General features: G+C 70.0%; 22 protein-coding genes. 6 read left to right on the top strand and 16 right to left on the bottom strand.

The window, feature by feature from the left end:
- Nucleotides 1–60: 60 nt before the first annotated feature.
- From ABD369_RS19600 to ABD369_RS19575, 6 genes are all read right to left on the bottom strand, one after another.
- The gene (locus ABD369_RS19600) at nucleotides 61–1,815 is read right to left on the bottom strand and encodes a bifunctional metallophosphatase/5'-nucleotidase (protein ID WP_425557683.1); all 1,755 of its coding nucleotides are present in this window, start codon (nucleotides 1,813–1,815) and stop codon (nucleotides 61–63) included.
- Between the two features lie 148 nt (nucleotides 1,816–1,963).
- The gene (locus ABD369_RS19595) at nucleotides 1,964–3,313 is read right to left on the bottom strand and encodes an ATP-binding protein (protein ID WP_344637747.1); all 1,350 of its coding nucleotides are present in this window, start codon (nucleotides 3,311–3,313) and stop codon (nucleotides 1,964–1,966) included.
- 21 nt (nucleotides 3,314–3,334) lie between these two features.
- Entirely contained in the window at nucleotides 3,335–4,909 is a 1,575-nt protein-coding gene (locus ABD369_RS19590) for an SCO6880 family protein (protein WP_344637746.1), read from the bottom strand.
- Between the two features lie 61 nt (nucleotides 4,910–4,970).
- Nucleotides 4,971–6,239 carry a hypothetical protein gene (locus ABD369_RS19585; RefSeq protein ID WP_344637745.1) on the bottom strand — a complete coding sequence of 423 codons (1,269 nt, stop codon included), beginning with the start codon at nucleotides 6,237–6,239 and terminating at the stop codon, nucleotides 4,971–4,973.
- Nucleotides 6,229–7,038, bottom strand: a complete 810-nt coding sequence (locus ABD369_RS19580; RefSeq protein ID WP_344637744.1) for a hypothetical protein — start codon at nucleotides 7,036–7,038, stop codon at nucleotides 6,229–6,231. Before ABD369_RS19580 ends, ABD369_RS19585 begins: the two co-directional genes overlap by 11 nt.
- 134 nt (nucleotides 7,039–7,172) lie before the next feature.
- Nucleotides 7,173–7,526 carry a hypothetical protein gene (locus tag ABD369_RS19575; RefSeq protein ID WP_344637743.1) on the bottom strand — a complete coding sequence of 118 codons (354 nt, stop codon included), beginning with the start codon at nucleotides 7,524–7,526 and terminating at the stop codon, nucleotides 7,173–7,175.
- A 248-nt stretch (nucleotides 7,527–7,774) separates the two neighbouring features.
- Between ABD369_RS19575 and ABD369_RS19570 the strand changes: the two genes are divergently transcribed.
- Nucleotides 7,775–8,881, top strand: coding sequence for a C40 family peptidase (locus tag ABD369_RS19570; RefSeq protein WP_344637742.1), 1,107 nt, complete (start codon nucleotides 7,775–7,777; stop codon nucleotides 8,879–8,881).
- A 151-nt stretch (nucleotides 8,882–9,032) separates the two neighbouring features.
- The gene (locus tag ABD369_RS19565) at nucleotides 9,033–9,785 is read left to right on the top strand and encodes a phosphatase PAP2 family protein (RefSeq protein ID WP_344637741.1); all 753 of its coding nucleotides are present in this window, start codon (nucleotides 9,033–9,035) and stop codon (nucleotides 9,783–9,785) included.
- Between the two features lie 94 nt (nucleotides 9,786–9,879).
- Here the strand turns inward: ABD369_RS19565 and ABD369_RS19560 are convergent, their stop codons facing one another.
- Complete coding sequence (locus ABD369_RS19560; RefSeq protein WP_344637740.1) at nucleotides 9,880–10,083, bottom strand: hypothetical protein; 204 nt, start codon at nucleotides 10,081–10,083, stop codon at nucleotides 9,880–9,882.
- Nucleotides 10,084–10,240: 157 nt separating this feature from the next.
- On the opposite strand from ABD369_RS19560, the gene ABD369_RS19555 reads away from it, so the two are divergent.
- Both ABD369_RS19555 and ABD369_RS19550 read left to right on the top strand, forming a co-directional pair.
- Nucleotides 10,241–11,104, top strand: coding sequence for an SCO4651 family lipoprotein (locus ABD369_RS19555; RefSeq protein WP_344637739.1), 864 nt, complete (start codon nucleotides 10,241–10,243; stop codon nucleotides 11,102–11,104).
- A gap of 138 nt (nucleotides 11,105–11,242) precedes the next feature.
- Nucleotides 11,243–11,473 carry a hypothetical protein gene (locus ABD369_RS19550; protein ID WP_344637738.1) on the top strand — a complete coding sequence of 77 codons (231 nt, stop codon included), beginning with the start codon at nucleotides 11,243–11,245 and terminating at the stop codon, nucleotides 11,471–11,473.
- Here the strand turns inward: ABD369_RS19550 and ABD369_RS19545 are convergent.
- Nucleotides 11,459–11,773 carry a metal-sensitive transcriptional regulator gene (locus ABD369_RS19545; protein WP_344637737.1) on the bottom strand — a complete coding sequence of 105 codons (315 nt, stop codon included), beginning with the start codon at nucleotides 11,771–11,773 and terminating at the stop codon, nucleotides 11,459–11,461. The genes ABD369_RS19550 and ABD369_RS19545 overlap by 15 nt on opposite strands.
- A gap of 295 nt (nucleotides 11,774–12,068) precedes the next feature.
- Between ABD369_RS19545 and ABD369_RS19540 the strand changes: the two genes are divergently transcribed.
- A complete protein-coding gene (locus tag ABD369_RS19540; RefSeq protein ID WP_344637736.1) occupies nucleotides 12,069–12,689 on the top strand; it encodes a DUF47 domain-containing protein in 621 nt (206 codons plus the stop codon).
- Nucleotides 12,690–12,694: 5 nt separating this feature from the next.
- Nucleotides 12,695–13,690 (top strand): inorganic phosphate transporter, encoded by a 996-nt coding sequence (locus ABD369_RS19535; RefSeq protein WP_344637735.1) that lies wholly within the window; start codon nucleotides 12,695–12,697, stop codon nucleotides 13,688–13,690.
- Between the two features lie 132 nt (nucleotides 13,691–13,822).
- On the opposite strand, the gene pstB is transcribed toward ABD369_RS19535, so the two are convergent.
- The 8 genes from pstB to mshD all read right to left on the bottom strand — a co-directional run bounded on the left by pstB (nucleotide 13,823) and on the right by mshD (nucleotide 23,894).
- Nucleotides 13,823–14,599: a phosphate ABC transporter ATP-binding protein PstB gene (pstB, locus tag ABD369_RS19530; RefSeq protein ID WP_344637734.1), complete on the bottom strand. Its 777-nt coding sequence runs from the start codon at nucleotides 14,597–14,599 to the stop codon at nucleotides 13,823–13,825.
- 38 nt (nucleotides 14,600–14,637) lie between these two features.
- Nucleotides 14,638–15,711: a phosphate ABC transporter permease PstA gene (gene pstA / locus ABD369_RS19525; RefSeq protein ID WP_344637733.1), complete on the bottom strand. Its 1,074-nt coding sequence runs from the start codon at nucleotides 15,709–15,711 to the stop codon at nucleotides 14,638–14,640.
- Nucleotides 15,708–16,682 carry a phosphate ABC transporter permease subunit PstC gene (pstC, locus tag ABD369_RS19520; protein WP_344637732.1) on the bottom strand — a complete coding sequence of 325 codons (975 nt, stop codon included), beginning with the start codon at nucleotides 16,680–16,682 and terminating at the stop codon, nucleotides 15,708–15,710. Before pstC ends, pstA begins: the two co-directional genes overlap by 4 nt.
- 140 nt (nucleotides 16,683–16,822) lie before the next feature.
- Nucleotides 16,823–17,959: a phosphate ABC transporter substrate-binding protein PstS gene (gene pstS, locus ABD369_RS19515; protein WP_344637731.1), complete on the bottom strand. Its 1,137-nt coding sequence runs from the start codon at nucleotides 17,957–17,959 to the stop codon at nucleotides 16,823–16,825.
- Between the two features lie 226 nt (nucleotides 17,960–18,185).
- Nucleotides 18,186–18,650, bottom strand: coding sequence for an NUDIX hydrolase (locus ABD369_RS19510; protein ID WP_425557682.1), 465 nt, complete (start codon nucleotides 18,648–18,650; stop codon nucleotides 18,186–18,188).
- Nucleotides 18,651–18,704: 54 nt separating this feature from the next.
- Nucleotides 18,705–19,820, bottom strand: coding sequence for a CHAD domain-containing protein (locus ABD369_RS19505; RefSeq protein WP_344637729.1), 1,116 nt, complete (start codon nucleotides 19,818–19,820; stop codon nucleotides 18,705–18,707).
- A gap of 199 nt (nucleotides 19,821–20,019) precedes the next feature.
- The gene (locus ABD369_RS19500) at nucleotides 20,020–22,668 is read right to left on the bottom strand and encodes an RNA degradosome polyphosphate kinase (protein ID WP_425557672.1); all 2,649 of its coding nucleotides are present in this window, start codon (nucleotides 22,666–22,668) and stop codon (nucleotides 20,020–20,022) included.
- Between the two features lie 224 nt (nucleotides 22,669–22,892).
- Nucleotides 22,893–23,894: a mycothiol synthase gene (gene mshD, locus ABD369_RS19495; protein WP_425557671.1), complete on the bottom strand. Its 1,002-nt coding sequence runs from the start codon at nucleotides 23,892–23,894 to the stop codon at nucleotides 22,893–22,895.
- Nucleotides 23,895–24,139: the final 245 nt, after the last annotated feature.

Here is a 24,139-nt window from a genome sequence, read left to right as displayed (position 1 = left end):
CCCGGACGCCGAGGGGCGGGGCGCCCGAAGGCGCCCCGCCCCGCAATGTGCAGGCGAGGGTCAGTCCTTGTCCTCACCGGTGCCGATGACCTTGATCCGGTCCTGCGCGGGCACGGCCAGCGGGCTGCCCGCCTTGCTGTGCGCGCCGAGGTAGGCGGTAAGGACGTCCAGGTCGGAGGCGCCGACCAGCTTGTCGGTGCCGGCCGCGAAGGCCGGGAAGCCGTCGCCGCCACCGGCCAGGAACTCGTTGGCCGCGACCCGGTACGAGGCGGCCGGGTCGATCGGCGCGCCGTTCAGCTTGATCGAGGGGACCACGATCCGGTCGGCGCCGGTCTTGGTGAGGTCGAGGGTGTAGGCCAGGCCGGCCGAGGACTGGAGGATCTTCGGCGCCTCGGCGTTCAGGCCGCTCACCTGCTGCTGGAGCAGCTGGATGACCTGGGCCCCGGTCAGCGTCTTGACCTGCATCATGTTGGTGAACGGCTGGACGGTGAACGCCTCGCCGTACGTCACCACGCCGTCACCCTCGCTGCCGGCGGCCTTGTAGACCAGGTCGGAGCGGATGCCGCCGGGGTTCATGAAGGCGATCTGCGCACCGCCCTTGTCCTTGGGCGCCATCCCCTCCAGCTGGGCGTCGGCGATCACGTCGCCGAGCGGCTTCTCGAACGCGGTGGAGCCACGGCCGTTGACGTCCGCGCCGATGTAGCCGACCGGGCGGTTGGCGATCGGCGCGGCCAGCTTGTTGTACTGGTCGATCAGCCTGGTCATGTCGGGCGCCTTGGGCACGTCCCGCCGCACCACGTGGTTGGCCGCGGTGACCGAGGGCCGGACGATGGTGCCGGTCCGCCGGTCCAGCTTCAGGTCGATCTCGGTGTACAGCCGACCGAAGGAGGCGGCGCTGGTCACCGAGCGCGGGACACCGTTGGGGTCCGGGATCGAGCAGGCGTAGGAGTTGTGGGTGTGCCCGGTGACGATCGCGCCGACCGCCGGGTCGAGCTTCTTCGCGATGTCCACGATCGGGCCCGAGATTCCCTGGCCGGCCGGGCCGCAGTCGTAGTTGTACGTGCTGGAGGCCGGGTACCCGCCCTCGTGGATCAGCGCGACGATCGAGTTGACGCCCTTGCGCTTGAGCTCCGCGGCGTACTTGTTGATCGTGGTGACCTCGCCCGCGAACTTCAGGCCCTTGACGCCCGCCGCCGTGACGATGTTGGGCGTGCCCTCCAGCGTGACCCCGATGAAGCCGACCTTGACCCCGTGCACGTTCTTCACCCAGTACGGGGGCAGCAGGGTCCGGCCGGTCTTCTCGTTGGTGACGTTGGCGGCCAGGTACTGGAACTCGGCGCCCTTGAACTTGTGCCCGCCCTTGCAGCCGTCCGCCGCACAGCCGCCGTTCTGCTTGCGCAGCAGCTCGGCCGCGCCGTGGTCGAACTCGTGGTTGCCGACGCTGGTCACGTCCAGGCCGAGCTTGTTCATCGCCTCGATGGTCGGCTCGTCGTGGAACAGGCTGGAGAGCAGCGGGCTGGCGCCGACGATGTCTCCGGCGGCGACGGTGACCGAGTTGGGGTGCCCCTTGCGGGCCTGGCGCAGCTCGGTGGCCAGGTACTCCACACCGCCCGCCGGGGTCGAGACGACCTCACCGGTCTTCGGGTCGACCTCCTTGATGGTGCCGGAGGATCCCGCCGGGGGCTCCAGGTTGCCGTGGAAGTCGTTGATGGCGAGGAGTTGGAGGTCCTCGGTCCCGTGGTGGCCGTGGGCCTCGGCGACCCCCGGCACCAGCACGGCCCCGATCAGTCCGGCGGCAACGGCCGCCGCCCGCATCCGGTGTCTGGCTGTGGACATGCGTATCCCCCTGTGAGCGGCGTGTTGGCCACTGAAGCCTAGGTTCAACGCGCGTAGCTGTCAGGACATCTGACGTAACGAATGCATTGCCGATTCTTGACCCGGGGGAAAACCGACCGGCTATCGGCTACATCCGCGGCTCGGCGGCCAGTTGCTGCTCCGCCCGGTTCCGCTCCGCCACCGCGTCCTCGGTCATCGCGCGGTCCGTGTACACCAGCGGCCGCTCCGTCTCGGTGATGATGTGCTTCACCACCTGGACGTTGCCGTTGACGTCCCACACCGCGATACCGGGCGACAGTGTCGGGATGATCTCGACCGCCCAACGCGGCAGACCGAGCACCCGCCCGGTGGACCGCGCCTCCTCCGCCTTCTGCATGTAGATCGTCCGGGTGGAGGCCATCTTCAGGATCGCCGACGCCTCCTTGGCCGCCGCTCCGTCCACCACGTCCGAGAGGTGGTGCACCACCGCGACGAACGACAGGCCGAGCCGCCGTCCGAACTTCAGCAGGCGCTGGAACAGCTGGGCCACGAATGGACTGTTGATGATGTGCCAGGCCTCCTCGACCAGGAAGATGCGCTTCACCCGGTCCGGCCGCAGCCAGGTGTGCTCCAGCCAGACCCCGACGATCGCCATCAGGATCGGCATCGCGATCGAGTTGCGGTCGATGTGCGACAGGTCGAAGACGATCAGCGGCGCGTCCAGGTCGATGCCGGCCGTGGTCGGCCCGTCGAACATGCCGCGCAGGTCACCGTCGACCAGCCGGTCCAGCACCAGCGCCACGTCCAGTCCCCAGGACTGCACCTCCTGGACGCCCACCCCGAGCGACTCCACCGAGGTGAGGTCGGGATTGCGCAGCGTGGTGATGATGTCGTCCAGTACCGGCTGGCGGTCGGTCACCGTCGCGTGCACATGGGCGTGCGCGGCCTTCAGCGCGAAGCCGGCCCGCTCCTCCAGACCGCGCCCCATCGCCACCTCGATGATGGTGCGCAGCAGCGACAGCTGGCCGGTGGTGGTGATCGCCGGATCCAGCGGGTTGAGCTTCACCCCGCCGTCCCTGGCGGCCATCGGGTCGAGCCGGATGGACTTTATCCCCAGCGCCTCGGCGATCAGGTTCCACTCGCCGACGCCGTCCTCGCCCTGCGCGTCCAGCACCACCACCTGCCGGTCCCGGAAGCGCAGTTGGCGCAGCACGTACGTCTTCTCCAGCGCCGACTTGCCGTTGCCGGACTCGCCGAGCACCAGCCAGTGCGGGGCGGGCAGCTGCTGCCCGTACAGCTGGAACGGGTCGTAGACGTAGCCCTTCCCGCTGTACACCTCGCGACCGATGATCACGCCCGAATCACCCAACCCCGGTGCGGCGGTGGGCAGGTAGACCGCCTGCGCCTGCCCGGTCGAGGTGCGGACCGGCAGCCGGGTGGTCTCCACCCGGCCGAACATCAGGCTGGTGAAGGCGTCGGTGAGGTTGCCGAGCGACATGACGCGGGCCTCCAGGGAGAATCAGCGGCGGATGCCCGTGGCGAACGGGAGGGTGTTGACGAAGGCCCGGTGGTGCTCGCGGTCGCACCACTCCAGCTTCAGGTAGGACTTGCCCGCCGAGGCCCGGATGGTCCGCTTGTCACGGGCCAGCGCCTCCGGGTTGCGTGCGGACACCGTGATGTACCCGACCAGGTTGACCCCGGCCGCGCCCGAGGCCAGGTCGTCACCGCGCTGGTCCACCCGGCCCGAGTGGGCCAGGTCGCGCGGGTCGACCGTCCGGTTCATCTTGGCGGCGCGGCTGGACTCCGCCTCGTCGTTGGTCTTCTCGGTCAGCATCCGCTCGATCGCCACGTCGGTCGGTTCCAGGTCCATGGTGACGGCCACCGTACGGATCACGTCCGGGGTGTGCACCAGCAGCGGCGCCAGGAAGTTGACCCCGACCGGGGTCAGCGGCCACTCCTTGATCCAGGCGGTGGAGTGGCACCACGGCGCCCGGGTCGCCGACTCGCGCGTCTTGGCCTGCAGGAACTGCGGGTGGGTGGCGTCCAGCTCGGCCGGCCAGGCGTTCCGCTGGGACATCGCCTGGATGTGGTCGATCGGGTGGTCCGGGTCGTACATCGAGTGCAGCAGCGAGGAGAGCCGCGCCTGGCCCAGCGGCTGCCGCACCCGGATGTCCGCCTCCGCCAGCCGGGCGCAGATGTCGGTCAGTTCACGGGCCATCACGGCCGCCAGGCCGTCGTCGTCCCTGGCCCGCCGCCCACCGGCCGTCCGGCCCATCGCGTGCGCCTCGGCCGCCAGGTCCCGGTTGTAGTGCATGCAGGCCACCAGGTACGCCCGGTGCTGCTCGGAGGAGGTGGAGACCATCGACTGCAGCTGGTCGTACGAGTCCTTGAGCCAGCCCGACGCATCCGCGTTGCCGCGCCGCTCCACGTCCTTGGCGTGCGCGTCCGGGTCGGCGGGCAGGGTACGGGCCAGCATCTGCAGCCTGGTCACGAAGCCGTCGCCGTTGGCCACGTGCTTGAGCAGCGTGCCGAACCGGTCGACCAGCGCCTCCTGGTCCTCCGAGTCGCGCAGGCCGACGCCCGGCCCCTCGATCTCGATCGCGGCGGTGACCGTACGCCGCTCCAGGTGCATCAGCACCGCCACCTCGTCCGGGCCGAACGGCGCGCTCAGCCAGCGCAGCCGGCCGACCCCCGGCGGCGGGCCGACCTCCACCTCACGGCCGTCCAGACGGGTACCGGCGTCCACCGCGTCCGAGCGCCACACCGCCCGGCCGCTGCGCACGATGCGCCGGTAACTGCGGTTGATCTCGACCCACTTGTAGAAGGTGCGGCGCCGGTACGGCACGTACACGGCGGCGATGGCGAGCAGCGGGAAGGCGACCAGGCCGGCGATCCGCAACGGCAGGACCGGCATCGCCAGACCCCAGATCATGCCGAGGAAGGCCCCGAAGATGATCAGCATGATCTCTCCGGACTCCCGGTTGCGGCCGATCGGCGCGTTGGGCCGGGACTTGCCGATCAGATAGGTGCGGCGCTGGTGCACGTACGGCTGGGCGTACTGGGCGCCGTACTGGCCGAGCGGTTCGCTGCTCACGACCCGTCACCCTCCCTTCGCTCGACTGCTGCTGGTGATCACTCTGCCTGATGCGACGCCTTCACGACGAGGGCTTGGGGTCCCGTGGCGGCGGAGCCTGGGCAGGGGTCGCCGGAGCCGGGTTCGCGGCACGTCCGGCGTGGGCGGCGATGCCCGAGCCGACCGTGCTGCCGGTCGAGGTACCGCCCTGGGCGTTGGCCGCCTGCGGGCCACCGCGCGAACCGTGGGTGGTGATGCCCTGCTTGACCAGGTTGGCCGGGCCGTTGATCATCGCCGAGCCGGCGCTGACCGCGCTGGCCCTGGCCCGGCGCATCTGCAGCATCTCGTCGCCGAAGCCCGGCACGAAGCGGTAGACGGCGGCACTGGCGAAGATCGACAGGAACAGGATGGCCAGCCCCGAGAGCACCCGGGCGAAGTCGTCGTCGGCCCCGGCGCCGGTGGCCACCGCCCCGGCCAGCCCGAGGATGATCACGATGATCGGCTTGGCGAGGTCGACCGCGACCATCATCCCGGCCCAGCGCCGCACGTGCTTCCAGAGTTGCTTGTCCACCAGCCCCGCGTACACGGCGGTGCCCAGCAGCGCGCCGACGTACAGCATCGCGGCGCGGATCAGCAGTTCGATCCAGAGCACGGCCGCCGCCAGCACGGCCACCAGCGAGACGATGATCAGGATCAGCGGGCCGCCGCCCAGACTGCCCTTCTCCAGGGTGTCGGCGAAACCGCCCAGGTAGGTGCCGGTGTCGGACTTGGTCCCGGCCGCGACGGCCGTGGTCAGTCCGTCGGTGGCACTCACCACGGTGTAGAGGATCAGCGGGGTGAAGGCCGAGGCGACCACCGTCAGCCACAGGAAGCCGATCGCCTCCGAGATCGCCTGGGTCAGCGGCGCACCCCGGACCGCCCGCTTGGTGACCGCCAGCAGCCAGAGCACCAGCGTGATCACGGTCGAGCCGGCGAAGACCACTGCGTACTGCTGCAGGAACGCCGCGTTGGTGAAGTCCACCTGCGTGGTGCCGTCGATCGCCCCGGACAGCTTGCGCACCACCCAGGCGGCCGCCTGCGCGCAGCCCTTGGCGAGCGAGCCCAGCGGGTCGGTGACGCTGGCAACGGGGCCGGTCGGGCCGACGACCTGGGCACCGGGGGGCGGGCAGATCTGGTCGTTGCCCGGCAGTGGGACCTGGACGTTGCAGGTCGCGCTCGGACTCGGACTGGAACTCGGGCTCGGATCGGCGAAGACGCGCTGGGCGGTGAGCAGCGCGAAGAGCTGGACGGCGGCCAGCGCGCCACCGAGCGCACCGGCCCTGCGGACGAAGGAGCCTCGGTCAGCGGGCATAGCGGAAGCCTCCGAAGTCCTGGACGGCTGTGGTGATCTCCTCGGCGGTGGCGGCCTGCTGGTCGCCGGGGACGGGGGCCGGGCCGGTCTTCCGGCTGTAGTCGGTGAGCTTCCAGTCGCTGCCGGTCCAGCGCATGGTGAGGCTGAGGGTGAACCAGTCCGCAGCGACCGGCTGGGTCGAGCCCTCCCCGGCCAGCCCGTGCAGCCCGGTGCACCAGACGTCCACCTTGGTCGCGGTGTCGGCGGAGTTGGTGGTCTTCGTCCCGACCGGGACGGTACGGCTGACGAAGGTCAGCCCCTTGGGCGCCCTGCCCTGGGCGTCGAGCCCGAACTTGGCGATGATCTCCGGGGTGAACCCCTGGTCCAGCCGTGCCTGGAGGGCGGCGGCCACGGTCGGGTCCGTGATGGTGGTGATGACGGTCCGTCTGGTGTCGGCGCGGAACATCTGCTCGGAGCCGAGCGCCACCGCGTAGTTGGCCGCCGCCGACTGGGCGCCCTGGTCGGTGTGCGGGTAGCCGTTGGCAATGCCGTTGCTGGTGGTGGAGACCGGGTCCCGGCCGCTCGGGAGGGTGGCGGCGGGGGCGGGCGTGGCCCCGTCGGCGGAGGAGCCGGACTTGCCGGGTGCGGGCTTGCCGCTGTTGGCGATGGAGATTCCGATCACCAGCAGGACGACCACGCCGAGGACGGCCAACAGGGTGCGCAGGGGCCGCGGCTGGCGCCCGTTCACCTGTTGGTAGACGGACTGTTCGGCGACCGGTAGCCGCGTGCGGGTGTGCGGCTGGTCGTCGGACACCGGCACTGCGGCCCTCCTGGTGCGATGGAGCCCAGGGGCCCCGAGGTCGGATCTGGTGCACACCCGGCGGGGATGCGCGTCAACCCCAGCGGATGCAGCACGACCGCTCCGCCAGGGGCGACTAGATGACTATCTGCTCGTCAGATGGCCATGCCGTAAACAATGGTGAACAGCGTTCCCAGGGAACCAATGATGAACACGCCGGTCAGCCCGGCGATGATCAGCCCCTTGCCCTGCTCGGCACTGAAGGAATCCCTCATCGCCGTGGCGCCGATCCGCTGTTTCGCCGCCCCCCAGACGGCGATCGCCAGACAGGCCAGAATAGCCACCGCCATGACGACCTCCACCATCACCCGGGCCTCGGAACCGAGACTCGCGAACGGCCCCCAGTCCGGGGCGATTCCGCCGATGATGGTGTTGATATCGGCTTTCTTGGGTGGGTCCGCCGCTAGCTGACCGATCAACTCACTGCCGTGCACGCTGCTCAGGTTCATTCCATCTCACCGCCCGATCAGGCAAATTCAAGGCCCACAGCACCCCCGGCGCGAAGAGCCGGAACCCATTCTTGGCCAGATCTGATGTCGCTTTGGCTACTTCTCGCGGATTGGTCGTGCGGTGCGGCACAGGTACGACAGGATGTCCACCGTACGAAGGATACCGCTCACTCTCAGTATCAGTGATGATTGCGCTGAGCAACGCCTTCCGGAACACGTGCAACTGACGATTCGTCGGGACGGTGCTGATGGTACTCGGGAAGGCAGGAGCCGGAGCCACGGGTGCGGGCGCTCTGGCTCTCGGCAAGGCGGGCGTCGTGGCCGCGGCCGCGGGCGTCGTGGCCGTCAGCTTCGTCACGACCGTCACTCTCGGCACCTTCGCCGCCAGCGGCACCGCCCAGGGGGCAGCGAACAACCTTCCGCTCTCCAGCGGGTCCGTCCCGGCCGCATACCAGCCGCTCATCCAGAAATGGGGCACCCTCTGCCCCGAGATCACCCCTCCGATGCTGGCGGCCCAGCTGTACCAGGAGAGCGGTTTCGACCCGTCAGCCCGCAGTCCCGCCAAGGCGTACGGCATGGCGCAGTTCCTGGAGGGCACCTGGGCCGTCTACGGAACGGACGGCGACGGGGACGGCAAGGCCGACATCTGGAACCCGGCCGACGCGATCGCCTCCGCCGCCAGCTACGACTGCGCGCTCGCCAAGGACGTCGCCCAGGTGCCGGGCGACAAGCAGTCCAATCTGCTGGCCGCCTACAACGCCGGCCCCTACGCGGTCATCAAGTCCGATGGCGTCCCGCCCTATGCCGAGACCCAGGGGTACGTCCGCAGCATCAAGGCACTGGCCCGCAGCTTCACCGCGCCCACCGCGACCCTCCCGGTCATACTCTCCGCCCAGTCGTCGGGCGCGATCTACTACGCCCAGACCAAGCTGGGCACGCCCTACCTCTGGGGCGGCGAGGGCCTGCCCTCCCAGGACGGCCGGTTCGACTGCTCGGGCCTCACCCAGGCCGCGTACGCCAGCGTGGGCATCACCCTGCCCCGGGTGGCCAACGACCAGTGGTACGCCGGCGAACACCCCTCACGCGACCAACTGCGGCCGGGCGACCTGGTCTTCTTCGCCAACGACCTGAGCGACCCGCGGTCCATCCACCACGTCGGCATCTACGTCGGCGGCGGCTACATGATCGACGCCCCGCACACCGGGGCGGTGATCCGCTACGACACCATCGATCAGAAGGGCTACATCGGCGCCACCCGGGTCACCTCCGACGGCGCCCAGGCGCTGCCCCAGCGCGGCACCGACGGGTCCATCACCGCGCCCAACGCCCCCGGTCAAGGAGCGGCAAAGAGCTGACACCAGGTCGACAACTCGTGTGCAAGCGAGGTGGACGGTCAGTCAAGTTTCCATAACAGCAGGTTTCCGTGGAACCCTGGGCCACACGAGTGACGTTTTGCCCGTCGATCACGTTTGATCAGAACGGAACCACCGACCAGGGAGGTGCGGCGTGTCAGCGCTGCTGGCCGACACGACCGGCCCTGATCTCAGTCTGCTGCGTGCGATCAACGGCCTGGCCAAGGCGTCGCCGGTGTGGCTCGACAGCCTGGTCTCCTGGATCGGCGAGTACGGCATCCTGATCGGGCTCGCCGCGTTGTGCGCGACCGGCTGGCTGCAGGCCCGCCGCCGCCCGGACGCACCGGTGGCCATCGCCGGGATGATCTGGGTGCCGCTCTCGGTGGCCATCACCGAGGTGGCCAACATCCCGATCTCGGCGATCGTAAACCGGCCACGGCCCTTCGTCGACCACCCCGACCTGGACGTCCTGGTGCAGGGCAAGGCTGGCACCCTCTCCTTCGTCAGCGACCACTCCGCGATGTCGATGGGTGTCGCCGTCGCGCTGTTCCTGGTCAACAAGCGACTCGGGATGATCGCAGGCAGTCTCGCACTGCTCCAAGGCTTCTGCCGGATGTTCATGGGTGTGCACTATCCGACCGATGTGATCGGCGGCTTCGCGCTGGCCACCGCGGTGGTGCTGCTGCTGGCTCCGATCGCCATGGCCGTGCTCGTCCCGCTCTGCCACTCGTTGAGCCGGACCGCGATCGCGCCACTGCTGACGGCCCGGCAGGGCGGCGACCGGGCCACCGGGCGCGGGCAGGGCGGCGGCAGCGGGCGGCGCCGGGGCTCGGAGGGCCGCCGCCGCGGGCGCGGCCGGGGCTCCCGCTCCGAGGACCAGGGCCGCGACTCCGACCTCGCCGCGTGAACCGGCCCTGACGGGCGGCGCTGGAGGCGGCCACGCGCACTGAGAGGCCTTCGCGCGTGCCTTCGAAAGCTCCCGCTGCTCGCGCGCCCCGGGCCTATTCCGCTTCGGCCAGCAGGTGCTCGTCGATGTCACGGCGGGCGCGGTCGCGGGAGCGGCGACCCGGGGCGAACCAGCCGCAACTGCAGGCGGCGAAGCAGAAGGAGCCGCGTTCGTCGAGCGTCACCCGGTGCGGGGCGACCGGATCCGCGGCGAGGGATGAAGGGGCTGTGCCGGGACGAACCGGTAGCTCACTGGACACCTGGTCACCGTAACCCGCGCCACCCCCGGCGCGCGACGGACTCCGCGCGCCCTTCCCCGCGTAACCCCGGATCCAGCCACTCGTTGCACCGTGAAGAGTTCTGCCCACCCGGGTAGGCGGTTTGCCGGGCCGAGGGCCCGAGGGGGTTGTCTCAAGAGTGAACACGCTGACCGGAAGCCACCGACGCATCGCTGGCCCCGCCCGCACCGGCGCCGTGACGGCCCTGCTCGCCCTCGCCCTCACCGCCTGCGGCAGCGGCAGCCGTGCCGCTGAGAGCTCGGCCGACCAGCTCTCCGCCGATCCGCTCACCGCCGTGCGCAGCGCCGCCGACATCACCGGGCGGACGGGCTCGGCCAAGGCCGTCACCGAGCTGGTCACCGCGTCTCCCGACAAGAAGGTCGTCTTCAACGGCAGCGGCGGCTACGACTACCAGAACCGGATCGGCAAGCTGGAGATCGACGTTCCGCCGGGCGCCGCCACCACCGGCAAGATCGTCGAGGTGGTACTGCCCGGCACCGTCTACCTGCAGAACAGCGGCGCCAAGATCCCCGAGGGCAAGTGGGTGAAGCTGGACGTCCGTCAACTCGCGGACGGGAACCTGGTCAGCAGCGGGGCCACCGACCCCGCCAGCGCCGCGGGGGCGCTGCGCGGCGCGCAGAAGGCCGAGCTGGCCGGCGCCGAGACCGTCGGCGGCGTCGTGCTCAAGCACTACAAGGGCACCCTCGACCTGGCCAAGGCGGCCGCCGCCACCGGCGGCCGGGGCGGTGACGGGCTGCGGATGGGTGCGCAGACCTTCACGGTGAAGGAAGTCCCCTACGAGGCCTGGCTGGACGCGCAGGGGCGGCTGCACAAGGTGGTCGAGACCTTCTCGTTCGCCGGGGTGGCCGGTTCCAAGGAGGCGAAGGACCAGGTGAAGGTGGTCTCCACGGTCTCGCTCTCCGACTTCGGTGCCACGGTGGACGTGAGTGAGCCCGGAGCCGCCGACATCGTCTCGATGAAGCCCTCCGCCTCACCCAGCTAGCGGCCCGTGGCCGTGCCCGAAATAGTTCCTGCGGCGGCAGAGATGGCCCGTCCGTGCCATGGGGGATGGCCCGCTTCCTCCCTACGCTGGTGTCGGAGGCTACCGGCCTCCTGCCGTACGGTCGGAGGGGTGGTGCGCATGGGGGCGTCCTCGGAAGGCCGCAAGGGAGGCCACGACCAGACCGCACTGGACGAGATCGAGCTGGCCGGTGAACTGATGATCGCCGCTACCGCCAGCCCCGAGGAGCGGCTGGCCCCCGAGCACATCGACCAGGTCCTGCTGAACTGCGACATCTCCGGAGCCGATGACGCGGCACACCGGCCCGACTCAGGCTCAGATCCCGCCCCGGGGGAGTCAGGAACGCAGTAGTCGGGAGATCGCGGCGCCGGCCTCCGCCACCTTGGCGTCCAGCTCCGCGCCGCCGTGCTCGGCTGCGGCGGCGACGCAGTGCCGCAGGTGCTCCTCCAGCAGCGCGAGTGCGAAGGACTGCAGTGCCTTGGTACTGGCCGAGACCTGGGTCAGGATGTCGATGCAGTAGGTGTCCTCGTCGACCATCCGCTGCAGCCCCCGCACCTGGCCCTCGATCCGGCGCAGCCGCTTCAGATGATCGGACTTCCGCGAGCTGTAGCCGTGCGGCCCGTGCGCCTCGGTGTTGGTGATCGTGGTCATCCCGGCCCGCCTTAGGTGTCTTCGTGACCCACCAATGTCGAACAGCCCACCCCTTGAATGTGTTCCCGATCACGTGCGATCGGTCACGGTCCCAGGCTGTCCGGCGGGAGCAATCCGGCCGCTCTTCCGTCAGACTGGGGGCTCACCTCTGCACGGCGCTGTGCAGACCTGCCCGCCCGTCTTGATGCCCTACGGAAGCGGAAGTTCCGATTCGCGTGTCGTCACCCCGTTTGCACAGTTGTGACGGCTTGCGCCTAGCATCGTTCAGTCCCTACCCCGCACATCGGAGATTTCCGTGCGTTTTAGCCTGACCCCGAAGGAGACGAGCTTCTACGACATGTTCGCCGCAGCCGCGGAGAACCTGGTCGTCGGATCGAAGCTCCTGCTGGAACTGCTGGGTTCAGACGTGTCGGCCCGCGCGGAGATCGTCGAGCGCATGCGCGCCGCCGAGCACGCCGGCGACGACACCACCCATGCGGTGTTCCACCAGCTGAACTCCTCCTTCATCACGCCCTTCGACCGCGAGGACATCTACTCCCTGGCCTCCTCGCTGGACGACATCATGGACTTCATGGAGGAGGCGGTCGACCTGGTCGTCCTCTATGACATCCAGACCCTGCCGAAGGGCATCGAGCAGCAGATCGAGGTGCTGGCCCGGGCAGCCGAGCTGACCGCGGAGGCGATGCCGAACCTGCGCAGCATGGAGAACCTGACCGAGTACTGGATCGAGGTCAACCGGCTGGAGAACCAGGCGGACCAGATCCACCGCAAGCTGCTCGCCCACCTGTTCAGCGGTCAGTACGAGGCCATCGAGGTGCTCAAGCTGAAGCAGATCGTGGATGTCCTCGAGGAGGCCGCCGACGCGTTCGAGCACGTGGCCAACACCGTGGAGACCATCGCGGTCAAGGAGTCCTGACCGGCGTGGACATGGCAGCACTCATCGCCGTCATCGGCGTGGCGTTCTTCTTCACGTACACCAACGGCTTCCACGACTCCGCGAACGCCATCGCCACCTCGGTGTCCACCCGGGCGCTCACCCCCCGGGCGGCGCTGGCGATGGCCGCCGTGATGAACCTGGCCGGCGCCTTCCTGGGCAGCGGCGTCGCACACACCGTCTCCAGCGGGATCATCGAGACCCCGGCCGGCAGCCAGGGCATGGGCATCCTGTTCGCCGGCCTGGTCGGCGCGATCGCCTGGAACCTGGTCACCTGGTACTTCGGCCTGCCGTCCTCGTCCTCGCACGCGCTCTTCGGCGGCCTGGTCGGCGCCGCGCTGGCCGGCGGGACCGAGGTGATCTGGTCCGGCGTGATCGACAAGATCATCGTCCCGATGGTGGTCTCGCCGATCGTCGGCCTGATCGGCGGCTTCCTGGTGATGCTCGCGATCCTGTGGATCTTCAGGCGGGCCAACCCGCACCGCGCCAAGCGCAACTTCCGGGTCGCGCAGACCGCCTCGGCCGCCGCCATGGCCCTGGCCCACGGTCTGCAGGACGCCCAGAAGACCATGGGCATCGTGGTGATGGCGCTCACCATCTCGGGTCACCAGCACGGCGGCGACATCCCGATCTGGGTGAAGATCTCCTGCGCCACCATGCTCTCGCTGGGCACCTACGCGGGTGGCTGGCGGATCATGCGGACCCTCGGCCGCAAGATCATCGAGCTGGACCCGCCGCAGGGCTTCGCCGCCGAGGCCACCTCCTCGGCGGTCATGTACATCACGTCGTTCGTCTTCAAGGCGCCGATCTCCACCACGCACGTGATCACCGCCGCGATCATGGGCGCGGGCGCCACCAAGCGGATCCGCGCGGTGCGCTGGGGCGTGGCCAAGAACATCGTGCTCGGCTGGTTCATCACCATGCCCGCGGCCGGCCTGGTCGCCGCGCTGATGTACGAGCTGGTCCGCGTGTTGTTCCTGTAACCGGACACGGTGTGACCCGACACCGGCCGGACATGGCAGGGCCCGCCCCCACATCTCGGGGGCGGGCCCTTCATCATGCTCCGCGGCGGCACCGCCATGCAGCGCCGCAGAGCAGTCTGCGGATCGGCCGGATCAGCCGAAGCGACCGGAGATGTAGTCCTCGGTCGCCTGCACCGACGGGTTGGAGAAGATCCGGTTGGTGTCGTCCAGCTCGATGAGCTTGCCAGGCTGGCCGACGCCGGCCAGGTTGAAGAAGGCGGTGCGGTCCGAGACGCGGGCCGCCTGCTGCATGTTGTGGGTGACGATCACGATGGTGAACTGCGACTTCAGCTCGCCGATCAGGTCCTCGATGGCGAGGGTGGAGATCGGGTCGAGCGCCGAGCAGGGCTCGTCCATCAGCAGTACCTGCGGCTCGACCGCGATGGCGCGGGCGATGCACAGGCGCTGCTGCTGACCGCCGGAGAGGCCGGCACCGGGCTTGTGCAGCCGGTCCTTGACCTCGTTCCACAGGTTGGCGCCCTTGAGCGACTTCTCGACGACGCCGTCCAGGACGGACTTCTTCTTGACCCCGGCGAGCTTCAGCCCGGCGACCACGTTGTCGTAGATCGACATGGTCGGGAAGGGGTTCGGTCGCTGGAACACCATGCCGACCGCACGGCGGACGGCGACCGGGTCGACGCCTGAGCCGTACAGGTTCTCGTCGTCCAGCATCACCTTGCCCTCGACCCGGGCGCCGGGGATCACCTCGTGCATCCGGTTGAGGGTGCGCAGGAAGGTCGACTTGCCGCAGCCGGAGGGGCCGATGAAGGCCGTCACCGAGCGGGGCTCGATGGTCATCGAGATGTCCTCGATGGCCCGGGTGTCGCCGTAGTACGCGGACAGTCCACTGACGTCGATGCGCTTGGCCATGATCTTTCTTCTTCTCTCGTCTCGTACGTCAGTCGGTGTCAGTGGCCGGCCTTGGGCGACCGCCAGCGGGCGATGCCCCGGGCGATGAGGTTGAGCCCCATCACGAAGGCGATCAGCACCAGGGCGGCACCCCAGGCACGGGCGTAACCGAAGTCGTTGTTGACCAAGGCGTACTGCTGCCAGATGTAGAGCGGCAGGGACTGCTGCGGGCCGTTGAACGGGTCGTTGTTGATGAAGTCGGCACCGAACACCAGCATCATCACCGGCGCGGTCTCACCCGTGATTCGGGCCACCGCCAGCATCACACCGGTGGTGATGCCGCCGATCGCGGTCGGGATGACGATCCGCAGGATGGTCTTCCACTTCGGCACGCCCAGGGCGTACGAGGCCTCGCGCAGCTCGTTCGGGACGAGCTTGAGCATCTCCTCGGTGGAGCGGACCACCACCGGCATCATCAGGATCGACAGCGCGAGGCTGCCGGAGAAGCCGGAGTAGGCGAAGCCGAGGACGATGTTCCAGAGCGAGAGGATGAACAGGCCGGCGACGATGGACGGGACACCCGTCATCACGTCGACGAAGAAGGTGACCACCTTGGCCAGCCGGCCCCTGCCGTACTCGACCAGGTAGACGGCGGTCAGCAGGCCGATCGGGGCGGCGATCGCGGTGGCCAGGCCGACCTGCTCCAGGGTGCCGATCAGCGCGTGGTAGATACCACCGCCGGGGCCCGCGGAGATGACGTTCTTCATGGAGTGGCTGAGGAAGTTGCCGTTCACCACGCCGGCGCCCTGCTGGATCGTGTAGATCGTCAGGGAGGCGAGCGGAACGACGGCCAGCACGAAGGCGACCCAGATCACCGAGGTGGCGAGGCGGTCCTTGGCCTGGCGTCGGCCTTCGACCTTGGCCGCGAGGCCGTAGCTGATGACCAGGAACAGCGTGGCGGAGATCAGCCCCCACTGCAGGTGGCTCTTCAGCCCGGCCCCGGCGCCGATCCCGCAGCCGAGGGCGACCGAGAGGACCGCCGTGGCGGGCGGGGCCCACTTGGGCAGCCGCGCGGAGGTCAGGCCGCGGCGCAGCAGCGGCTCGGCGGCGGCAGTAGTCGTCACGGTGCTCATGCGCTGTACTCCTTGCGGCGCGCGATGATCAGGCGGGCGGCGCCGTTCACCAGGAGGGTGATCACGAACAGGACCAGGCCGGAGGCCATCAGCGCGTCCCGGCCGAAGGGCAGGGCCTCGCCGAACTTCAGGGCGATGTTCTGGGCGAAGGTGCCGCCGCCCGGGTCCAGGACGTGCAGTGACAGGACGTTGCTGGCGGAGAGCACGGTGGCGACCGCGATGGTCTCACCGAGCGCGCGGCCCAGGCCCAGCATCGAGGCGGAGATGATGCCGGGGCGGCCGAAGGGCAGCACCGCGGTCCGGATCATCTCCCAGCGGGTCGCGCCGAGGGCGAGCGCCGCCTCCTCGTGCATCCGCGGGACCTGGCGGAAGACCTCGCGGGTCACCGCGGTGATGATCGGCAGGATCATGATCGCCAGCAGGATGCCGACGGTGAACAGGTTGCGCGGGGTCACACCGTGCTGGGTCTGGCTGAAGACGTACGTCCAGCCGAGGTACTGGTCCATCCAGGCGGTCAGGCCGTTGATGTGCGGCACCAGGAAGAGCGCGCCCCACAGGCCGTAGACGATGCTGGGGACGGCGGCCAGCAGGTCCACCAGGTAGGCGAACGGCTGGGCGATCTTCCGCGGCGCGTAGTGCGAGATGAAGAGCGCGACACCGATCGCGACCGGCACCGCGATCAGCATCGCGATCAGCGCGCTGACGATGGTGCCGAAGGCCAGTACGGCGATGCCGAAGACCGGCTTGGGGCCGTCCGGGTTCCACTCGAAGGTGGTGAGGAAGTTGCCCTCGTCCTTGGAGAGGGCCAGGCCCGAACGGTAGGCCAGGAAGCCTGCGATGGCGGCCATGATGACCAGCAGCAGGATGCCCGAACCCCGGGAGATGTTGAAGAAGATGCTGTCGCCGACACGGCTGTCGCGTCGTGGCCGACGGTCCCTGCCCTCAGAGGCGGCAGGGGGGGATGAAGTCATGATCGTCTACTCCGGTCTGGCGGCGCTGCCCCGCAGGAGGGCGGCACCATGGCGGCGGTGCCCCGGACTATGTGGTCGTGAGGTCGGCCGGGCAGCCCTGCCCCCCTTTCGAGGGCTGCCCGGCCGGTGGTGCGGATGGATCAGGCGAGGGTCGGAATGACGGCCTGCACCTTGGAGGCCAGCTCCTTCGGCAGCGGGACGTAGCCCTTGGCGCCTATGGCCTGCTGGCCGTTGTCGCTGATGGTGTAGGTCAGGAAGGACTTCAGGGCGTCCAGGGTGTCGGCCTTGTTGCCCTTGTCGCAGACGATCTCGTAGGTGACCAGGACCAGCGGGTAGGAGCCCTCGTCCTTGGTCGCGTAGTCGAGGGTCAGCGCCAGGTCGCTGCCGGTGCCGGCGATCTGCGCCTTGGCGAAGGTGTTGGCGGCGTTCTCGGCGGTCGCGGCGACCGGCTTGGAGGCGCCGGTGGCGATCGAGGCGCTCTTCAGGCTGTTGGTCTGGGCGTAGGACAGCTCGACGTAGCTGATCGAGTTCTTGACCTGCTTGACCTGCGCGGCGAGACCGGCGCTGCCGTTGGCCGACTGGCCGCCCTTGCCCGCCCAGGTCTTGCCCGACGGGTAGCTCCAGGCGCCGCCACCGGCCTTCGACAGGTACTTGGTCAGGTTGTCGGTGGTGCCGGAGTCATCCGAGCGGTGGAAGGCCTGGATGTCGGCGTCCGGCAGGGTGACACCCGGGTTCAGCTTGGCGATGGCCGGGTCGTTCCACTTGGTGATCTGCGAGTCGAAGATCTTCGCGAGGGTCGGGCCGTCCAGGACCAGGTTGTCCACGCCGTCCACGTTGTAGACGATCGAGATCAGACCGCCGACCATCGGAAGGTCGATGCCCTGGCCGGTCTTGCAGATGGCCTTGGAGGCGTCCACCTCGGCGGGCTTCAGGGCCGAGTCGGAGCCCGCGAAGGTGACCTTGCCCTGGTTGAACTGCTGGACACCGGCACCGGAGCCGCCGCCACCGTAGGTGATCGTGGTGCCCGAGCAGGCGGAGCCGTACGCGTTCTTCCAGATGTCGATCGCGTTGCTCTGCGCGGTCGAGCCCGCCGCGAGCAGCTGGCCCTTTCCGGCACAGGCGATCTGCGCGGCCGGGGCACCGCTGGCGCTGCCACCCGAGGCCGAGGAGCTGGGGGTGTTGTCGTCAGAGCCGCAAGCCGAGAGCGACAGCGACCCAACGAGCGCCATGGCACCGATCGCGAGGGCCTTGGTGCGGGCGTTCCGCTGGAGCTTCACAGGGTGTCCCTTTCTGTGGCACTACCCGCGCAGTCAGACTGAGCATCGCTCGCACGCACGGGTTTTGCTGAGGTCCGGGGCCCGTTCGGCCCTCCGGTAACCCTGAAGCTAGGCCGGGCAGGTGACACGTCAGGCGGTCACAAATGAACGGAGAGTGAACCTCGAACGGATGGCAGGAAACAGCGTCCAGTAGTAACGGTTGCGTCACGGGCAGAACGCAGCGAGATCACTCGGACGGAACACGCCACCGGTCGGCCAGCAGCGCCAGCAGCGCATCCACCAGTTGCCGGTCACGCTCGTGGGTCAGCCGCTCACGCGCCTTCCGCGGCGGCAGCCACTCCATCCGGTCCACTTCCCGGTTCGGCACGAACCGGCCGCCGGTCGGCACCGCCGCCCAGTACCGGACCTCCTTCGGCCGGCCCTGCGCCAGGTAGTGCTGCGCCGGCAGCTCCTCCCCCAGCACGCAGCTCAGACCGGTCTCCTCCCAGACCTCACGCAGCGCGGCCTCGCGCCAGCCCTCCCCCGGGTCCAGCTTCCCCTTCGGCAGGCTCCAGTCCCCGTACTTCGGCCGGTGGATCAGTGCGATCCTGGGCTTCTTCCGCCCCTTCCCGTTCTTCTTCTCCGGCCCGGGCACCCAGAGCACCGCACCCGCCGCCAGGATCGTCGGCCCGTAACCGGACCGCCGGCGCATCTCCTGGCCGAGGCCTGCTCCGACGCCGCGCCGTGCGCTCAGGCGGTTGCCCATTCATCCCATCCGTGGTGCTGGAGGTACCCCCTGGGTCTCCGGAAGACCAAGGGAGAGTTTCGGCCACTGGTGGCCGAAGGCGTACCTGGCCGCCTCCACCTCCAGTCGCTGATCAGCATGCACCACACCGAGGACGTAGGCCGTCGCCGGGGTGATCCGCGGCGTCCGCGCTGCCGTGGCCACGGTGACCGCCGCGTCCGCCGCCTCCTGGTGGCGGTGCAGCGTACGGTCCAGCAGGTCGAGCTCCGGATCCGGGGCGCCGCAGACCTCCAGCGCGTACCTGGCCCGCTTGACCAGGATCCGCACCCGGTGCCACGGCGCGTCGTCCGCCGCCACCGCGGAGTCCGCGTCCACCTCGCCGTCCCGGGCCCGGGACGGCTCCAGCTCCCTCGACGCCGGGACCGTGCCCAGCCGGTGCAGGCCCTCCCCGCCGTACGGGGTCGCCGCCCGGCTCAGCGGCAGCCGCTGCACCTCCGCCGCCAGCGCGCCGAATGCCTCCGCCGCCAACGCCGGCAGCGCCCCACCCGGCTGGCCCGACACACCGCCCTGCAGCGGGACGTCGCTGGCCAGCAGGGTCATCCGGTCGGCCAGCGCGTGCAGCCGGGCCGACCGCAGCTCCTGCAGCACCGTGGAGTGGGCCCTGGTCCTGGCCAGGGTGAGCTGGCGCTCCAGCAGCGCTCGCGCCTTGGGCGCACCCGTGTGGCCCGCGAGCATGCCGGGCCCCTGCGGATCGGTCTCGCTGAGCGAGTCGAGCGCCGCCAGCAACCGGGCCGACCGCCGCAACAGGGCCGGCTCCTGCGCCAACAGGTTGAGCAGCCAGCGCAGTTCGGACCTGCTCTCCTCCGCCCACTCACGGTCGAAGACCGCCGCGAAGGTGTGCAGCGCACCGCCGATCCGCCGCACCGCCCGGAGCAACTCCGCGGTGCCCGCCGCCGCGGCCGCACTCGCCCCGCCCGCCGGGAGCGCCCCCGGTCTCGAACCGGCCTCGCCCACCGCCTGCGGCAGCGCGCGCAAGAACGCGCCCGCCTGGGCGGTGAGATAGCCGGAGATGATCTCCCCGGTGGAGGCGATCGCGGCCTTCGGCCCGGTCCGGGCCGTCATCGGCACATCGGTCATGGCTGGGTTCCCCGTCCCCCCGGGGGCCGTTCCCCAGGGCTGGTGGCCGACTGCTGTGGACGCTGGTCGCTGCCACGGCCGCCTGCCGAATGCCGCCGGCCGGCTGCGGTGCCGACCGGCGACGCGTGCTGAGCTGGTAGGTGCTGAGCTGGTAGGTGGTGCGGTCAGATGGAGCTGGGGTGATGGGTGGGTGATCCGGTCAGCGGGCCGCCCGGGACGTCCGGCGGCGCTGACGCGAATCGACCAGGAGGTCCTGGACGTGCCGCAGCGGCTGCCCGTCGCCGTCCTGGGAGTGCCTGGTCCAGGCCCCGTCCGGGCCGAGGTGCCAGGACGCGGTCTCGTCCGCCATTCCCAGGTCGAGCAGCCCGGACAGCTCCACCCGGTGCGCCGGATCGGTCACCCGGAGCAGCGTCTCGATCCGCCGGTCCAGATTGCGGTGCAGCATGTCCGCACTGCCGATCCACACCTCGGGCTCGCCGCCGTTGCCGAAGACGAAGATCCGCGAGTGCTCCAGGAAGCGTCCCAGGATGCTGCGCACCCGGATGTTCTCGCTCATCCCGGCCACGCCCGGCCGGATGGCGCAGATCCCGCGCACCCACACGTCCACCGGTACCCCCGCCTGGGAGGCCCGGTAGAGCGCGTCGATCACGGCCTCGTCCACGATCGAGTTGACCTTGATCTTCACGTAGGCGGGCCGCCCGGCCCGGTGGTGCGCGATCTCCGCGTGGATCCGGGCCAGCAGTCCGTCCCGCAGCCCGCGCGGCGCGGTCAGCAGCCGCCGGTACGACTCCCGCCGCGAGTAGCCCGAGAGCCGGTTGAACAGGTCCGAGAGGTCCGCGCCGACCTGCGGATCCGCGGTCAGCAGCCCCAGGTCCTCGTACAGCCGGGCGGTCTTCGGGTGGTAGTTGCCGGTCCCGACGTGCGAGTAGCGGCGCAGGACGTCGCCCTCCTGGCGGACCACCAGCGACAGCTTGCAGTGCGTCTTCAGCCCGATCAGGCCGTACACCACGTGGCAGCCGGCCTCCTCCAGCTTCCGGGCCCACTTGATGTTCGCCTGCTCGTCGAACCTCGCCTTGATCTCGACCAGCACCAGTACCTGCTTACCCGCCTCCGCCGCGTCGATCAGCGCGTCCACGATCGGCGAGTCACCGGAGGTCCGGTACAGCGTCTGCTTGATCGCCAGCACGTCCGGGTCGGCCGCCGCCTGCTCCAGGAACGCCTGTACCGAGGTCGAGAAACTGTCGTACGGGTGGTGCAGCAGCACGTCGCGCTCACGCATCGCCGCGAAGATGTCCGGCTGCGAGGCCGACTCCACATCGGTCAGCCCGCGCGCCGTGCCCGCCACGAACTTCGGGTACTTGAGCTCCGGACGGTCCAGCTCCGCGATCCCGAACAGACCCGTCAGATCCAGCGGCCCGGGCAGCGGGAAGACCTCCGCCTCGGTGATGTTCAGCTCGCGGACCAGCAGGTCCAGGATGTACGGGTCGATCGACTCCTCGACCTCCAGGCGCACCGGTGGACCGAACCGCCGCCGCATCAGCTCCTTCTCCAGCGCCTTGAGGATGTTCTCGGTGTCGTCCTCCTCCACCTCCAGGTCCTCATTGCGAGTGACCCGGAAGGCGTGGTGCGCCAGCACCTCCATCCCCGGGAACAGCTCCTCCAGGTGCGCCCCCATCACGTCCTCCAGCGGGACGTACCGCTGCGGCGACGCCTCCAGGAAGCGGGAGAGCGACTGCGGCACCTTCACCCGGGCGAAGTGCTTGTGCCCCGACACCGGGTTGCGGACCACCACGGCCAGGTTGAGGCTCAGGCCCGATATGTACGGGAACGGGTGCGCCGGGTCCACCGCGAGGGGCGTCAGCACCGGGAAGATCTTCTGCCGGAACAGCGTGTGCAGCCGGGCCTGCTCCTTGTCGGTCAGCTCCGACCACCGGACCAGCTCGATGCCCTCGACCGCCAGGTCCGCCAGCACCTCCTGCTGGAAGGCCGCGGCGTGGCGGGCCATCAGCTCACGCGACCTGGTCCAGATCTGGTCCAGCACCTCGCGCGGCTGGAGACCGGAGGCCGAGCGCTGCGCCACCCCGGTGGCGATCCTGCGCTTGAGGCCGGCCACCCGGACCATGAAGAACTCGTCCAGGTTGCTGGCGAAGATGGCCAAGAACTTGGCTCGCTCCAGCAGTGGTATCCGCGGGTCCTCGGCCAGCTCGAGCACCCGCTCGTTGAACGCCAGCCAGCTGCGTTCCCGGTCCAGGAACCGCCCCTGCGGGAGCTCCTCGAGCTCCGGGGTGGCGGCGGAGGTGTACTCGTCGTGGTCCTCCAACGCCAGGCCGAGCACCGAGGAGACGCCCGGGACCGGGATGGCGGCGTCGGTGCCGGCACCGGTGCCGGTCAGTGGGTTGGCCTGGGCCGGCGCGGTCGCCTGGGTGACGGGGTCGGCCTGACCCGCCTGACCCGTCTGCTTGCCCGTCTGCTTGCCCGTCGGAGCGGTCGTGGGGGCGCTCTTGGCGGACGCGGACGCGGGCGCGTTCGAGCGCTTGGCGGCTGCTCTGGCCTTGGTCGCCGGCGCGGCGGCCGTTGCCGAGGTACCGGTTGCCGACGCGGCTGCGGAGCCCGTGGGCGAGGAGGCGGACGGTGCGGCAGATGCGGGGCGGGGGACGCTCATGGGTTCCAGCTCCTCCAGCAGGACGGTGTCCGGGCAGTGCCCGGCGCTCGGACGGCCGGAGCCCGTCGTCACGTGAGCGCCGTTTCCGCCCTCCGGCCCCAGCTCCCTTCCGCTGGGTGCGACCGGAAGGCGGTCGACCCACGGATGCTGGCCGGCCGCGCAGGGACGAGGCACTACGGACGTCATCCTGTGATCTTCGCGGCGGCAATTTAATCCACGGTAAACACCGCATGGCCGGGAGGAAAGCTGACGCAGTCACCCCCGTGGTGCGGCTGCACCGACATGCCGAAGGTCCACCCGGGAAACCCCGGGTGTCCCTCATGGCGCTGTCGGTCCCAGGAACCCCGCCCGGACTCGATCACGGGCTCGGCCCCGGCTCCGGACTAGGTCACGGCTCCGGGGCCGGCCGGTCACGAATCCCGGCGGGCCTGGACGCGGTACATCAGGTCCACCTCGTGGATGGTGAACCCCAACCGTTCATATACCCGGACGGCGGCCGAGTTGTCAGCATCCACATAAAGCATCACGGTCCGCTGCCCGCGGTCCTCCGCGAGGTGCCGAAGCCCGATCGCCGTCAGCGCCCGGCCCAAGCCGTTGCCCTGCTCCGTCGGGTCGACCCCGACCACGTACACCTCGCCGAGCCCTTCCGGATGCACCTTCGTCCAGTGGAACCCGACCAGCCGCTCACCACGGAAGGCCAGGAAGAACCCGCTCGGGTCGAACCATGGCTCGGCCAGCCGGTCGGCCAGGTCCTGCTCGGTCCAGGAGCCCTGCTCCGGGTGGTGCGCGAACGCCAGTGCGTTCAGCCGCAGCCAGGCCGCGTCGTCCTGACCGGGGCGGAACGCACGTACCTCGACCCCGTCGGGCAGCTGCACGGCTTCCGGCACGGCCGCGGTGCGGCGCATCTGTCGCAGCTCACGCACCAGCTCGGCGCCGTGGCCGGCGGCGAGGTGGCGGGCCGCCGGGTGACCGCCGTGGGCCCAGAACTCCACCGACGCCTCGGGGGCCGCGGCCACTGCCTCGACCAGGACCGCGTCCACCAGGTGTCGGCCAAGGCCCTCCCCACGGGAGCCGGGTGCCACGGTCAGCTCGGCAGTTCCGGCCTTGCCGCCGCTCGGCATCTCCAGCTGCGCGTAGCCGGCCGCCTTGTCGCCGTCGGCCTGCTCGCCGGTCCACTGGATCAGGTGCACCACACCTGGGCGGGCCTCGGTCGCCTTGAGCCGGAGCCTGCCCTGCTCGGACACCGCCTGGCGCCCGTCCGCGACCGCGGCCGCGGCAATCACGTCGGCAGCCGCCCGGGCCTCCGCCGCCGAGAGCAGCGGGGCAGCGACGACGTTGCTGACTGCGCTCGGCAGCGTCCGGGAGTGGGTACGGCGCGACGACTCGGAGCTGGGAGTGGCGGAAGAACTCATGAACCGACCCTACGTCGCGTCAGCCGTGGCTTGTAGGGCTTTCCCGCAGTCAGCCACGGCTCTGTCAGCTGCGCCGCAGGGAGCTCCGACCGGGTTCGCAATGCCAGGGGCCGGACGGGGCCTGTCTCCGGATTACAGGATTCGGGAATGCCCGGAAATGCGGAAAGCCCCTCCCGGTATCCCCGGGAGGGGCTTTCACTAAAAATTGTTCGGCGGCGTCCTACTCTCCCACAGGGTCCCCCCTG

Origin of the sequence: Kitasatospora cystarginea (assembly GCF_039533515.1) — a bacterium.
GTDB classification, from domain to species: Bacteria; Actinomycetota; Actinomycetes; order Streptomycetales; family Streptomycetaceae; genus Kitasatospora; species Kitasatospora cystarginea.
The sequence above is the reverse complement of the archived record's forward strand: the minus strand, read 5'-3'. Positions and strand labels throughout refer to the sequence as shown.

Coding starts and splice junctions, on each gene's coding strand:
- ABD369_RS19600 (WP_425557683.1), bottom strand. CDS start 1,815: ATGCGGGCGGCGGCCGTTGCCGCCGGACTGATCGGGGCCGTGCTGGTG.
- pstB (WP_344637734.1), bottom strand. CDS start 14,599: ATGGCCAAGCGCATCGACGTCAGTGGACTGTCCGCGTACTACGGCGAC.
- ABD369_RS19500 (WP_425557672.1), bottom strand. CDS start 22,668: ATGACGTCCGTAGTGCCTCGTCCCTGCGCGGCCGGCCAGCATCCGTGG.
- ABD369_RS19575 (WP_344637743.1), bottom strand. CDS start 7,526: ATGAACCTGAGCAGCGTGCACGGCAGTGAGTTGATCGGTCAGCTAGCG.
- mshD (WP_425557671.1), bottom strand. CDS start 23,894: ATGAGTTCTTCCGCCACTCCCAGCTCCGAGTCGTCGCGCCGTACCCAC.
- ABD369_RS19545 (WP_344637737.1), bottom strand. CDS start 11,773: ATGACCACGATCACCAACACCGAGGCGCACGGGCCGCACGGCTACAGC.
- ABD369_RS19595 (WP_344637747.1), bottom strand. CDS start 3,313: ATGTCGCTCGGCAACCTCACCGACGCCTTCACCAGCCTGATGTTCGGC.
- ABD369_RS19505 (WP_344637729.1), bottom strand. CDS start 19,820: ATGACCGATGTGCCGATGACGGCCCGGACCGGGCCGAAGGCCGCGATC.
- pstC (WP_344637732.1), bottom strand. CDS start 16,682: ATGACTTCATCCCCCCCTGCCGCCTCTGAGGGCAGGGACCGTCGGCCA.
- ABD369_RS19570 (WP_344637742.1), top strand. CDS start 7,775: ATGGTACTCGGGAAGGCAGGAGCCGGAGCCACGGGTGCGGGCGCTCTG.
- pstA (WP_344637733.1), bottom strand. CDS start 15,711: ATGAGCACCGTGACGACTACTGCCGCCGCCGAGCCGCTGCTGCGCCGC.
- ABD369_RS19510 (WP_425557682.1), bottom strand. CDS start 18,650: ATGCGCCGGCGGTCCGGTTACGGGCCGACGATCCTGGCGGCGGGTGCG.
- ABD369_RS19550 (WP_344637738.1), top strand. CDS start 11,243: ATGGGGGCGTCCTCGGAAGGCCGCAAGGGAGGCCACGACCAGACCGCA.
- ABD369_RS19585 (WP_344637745.1), bottom strand. CDS start 6,239: ATGCCCGCTGACCGAGGCTCCTTCGTCCGCAGGGCCGGTGCGCTCGGT.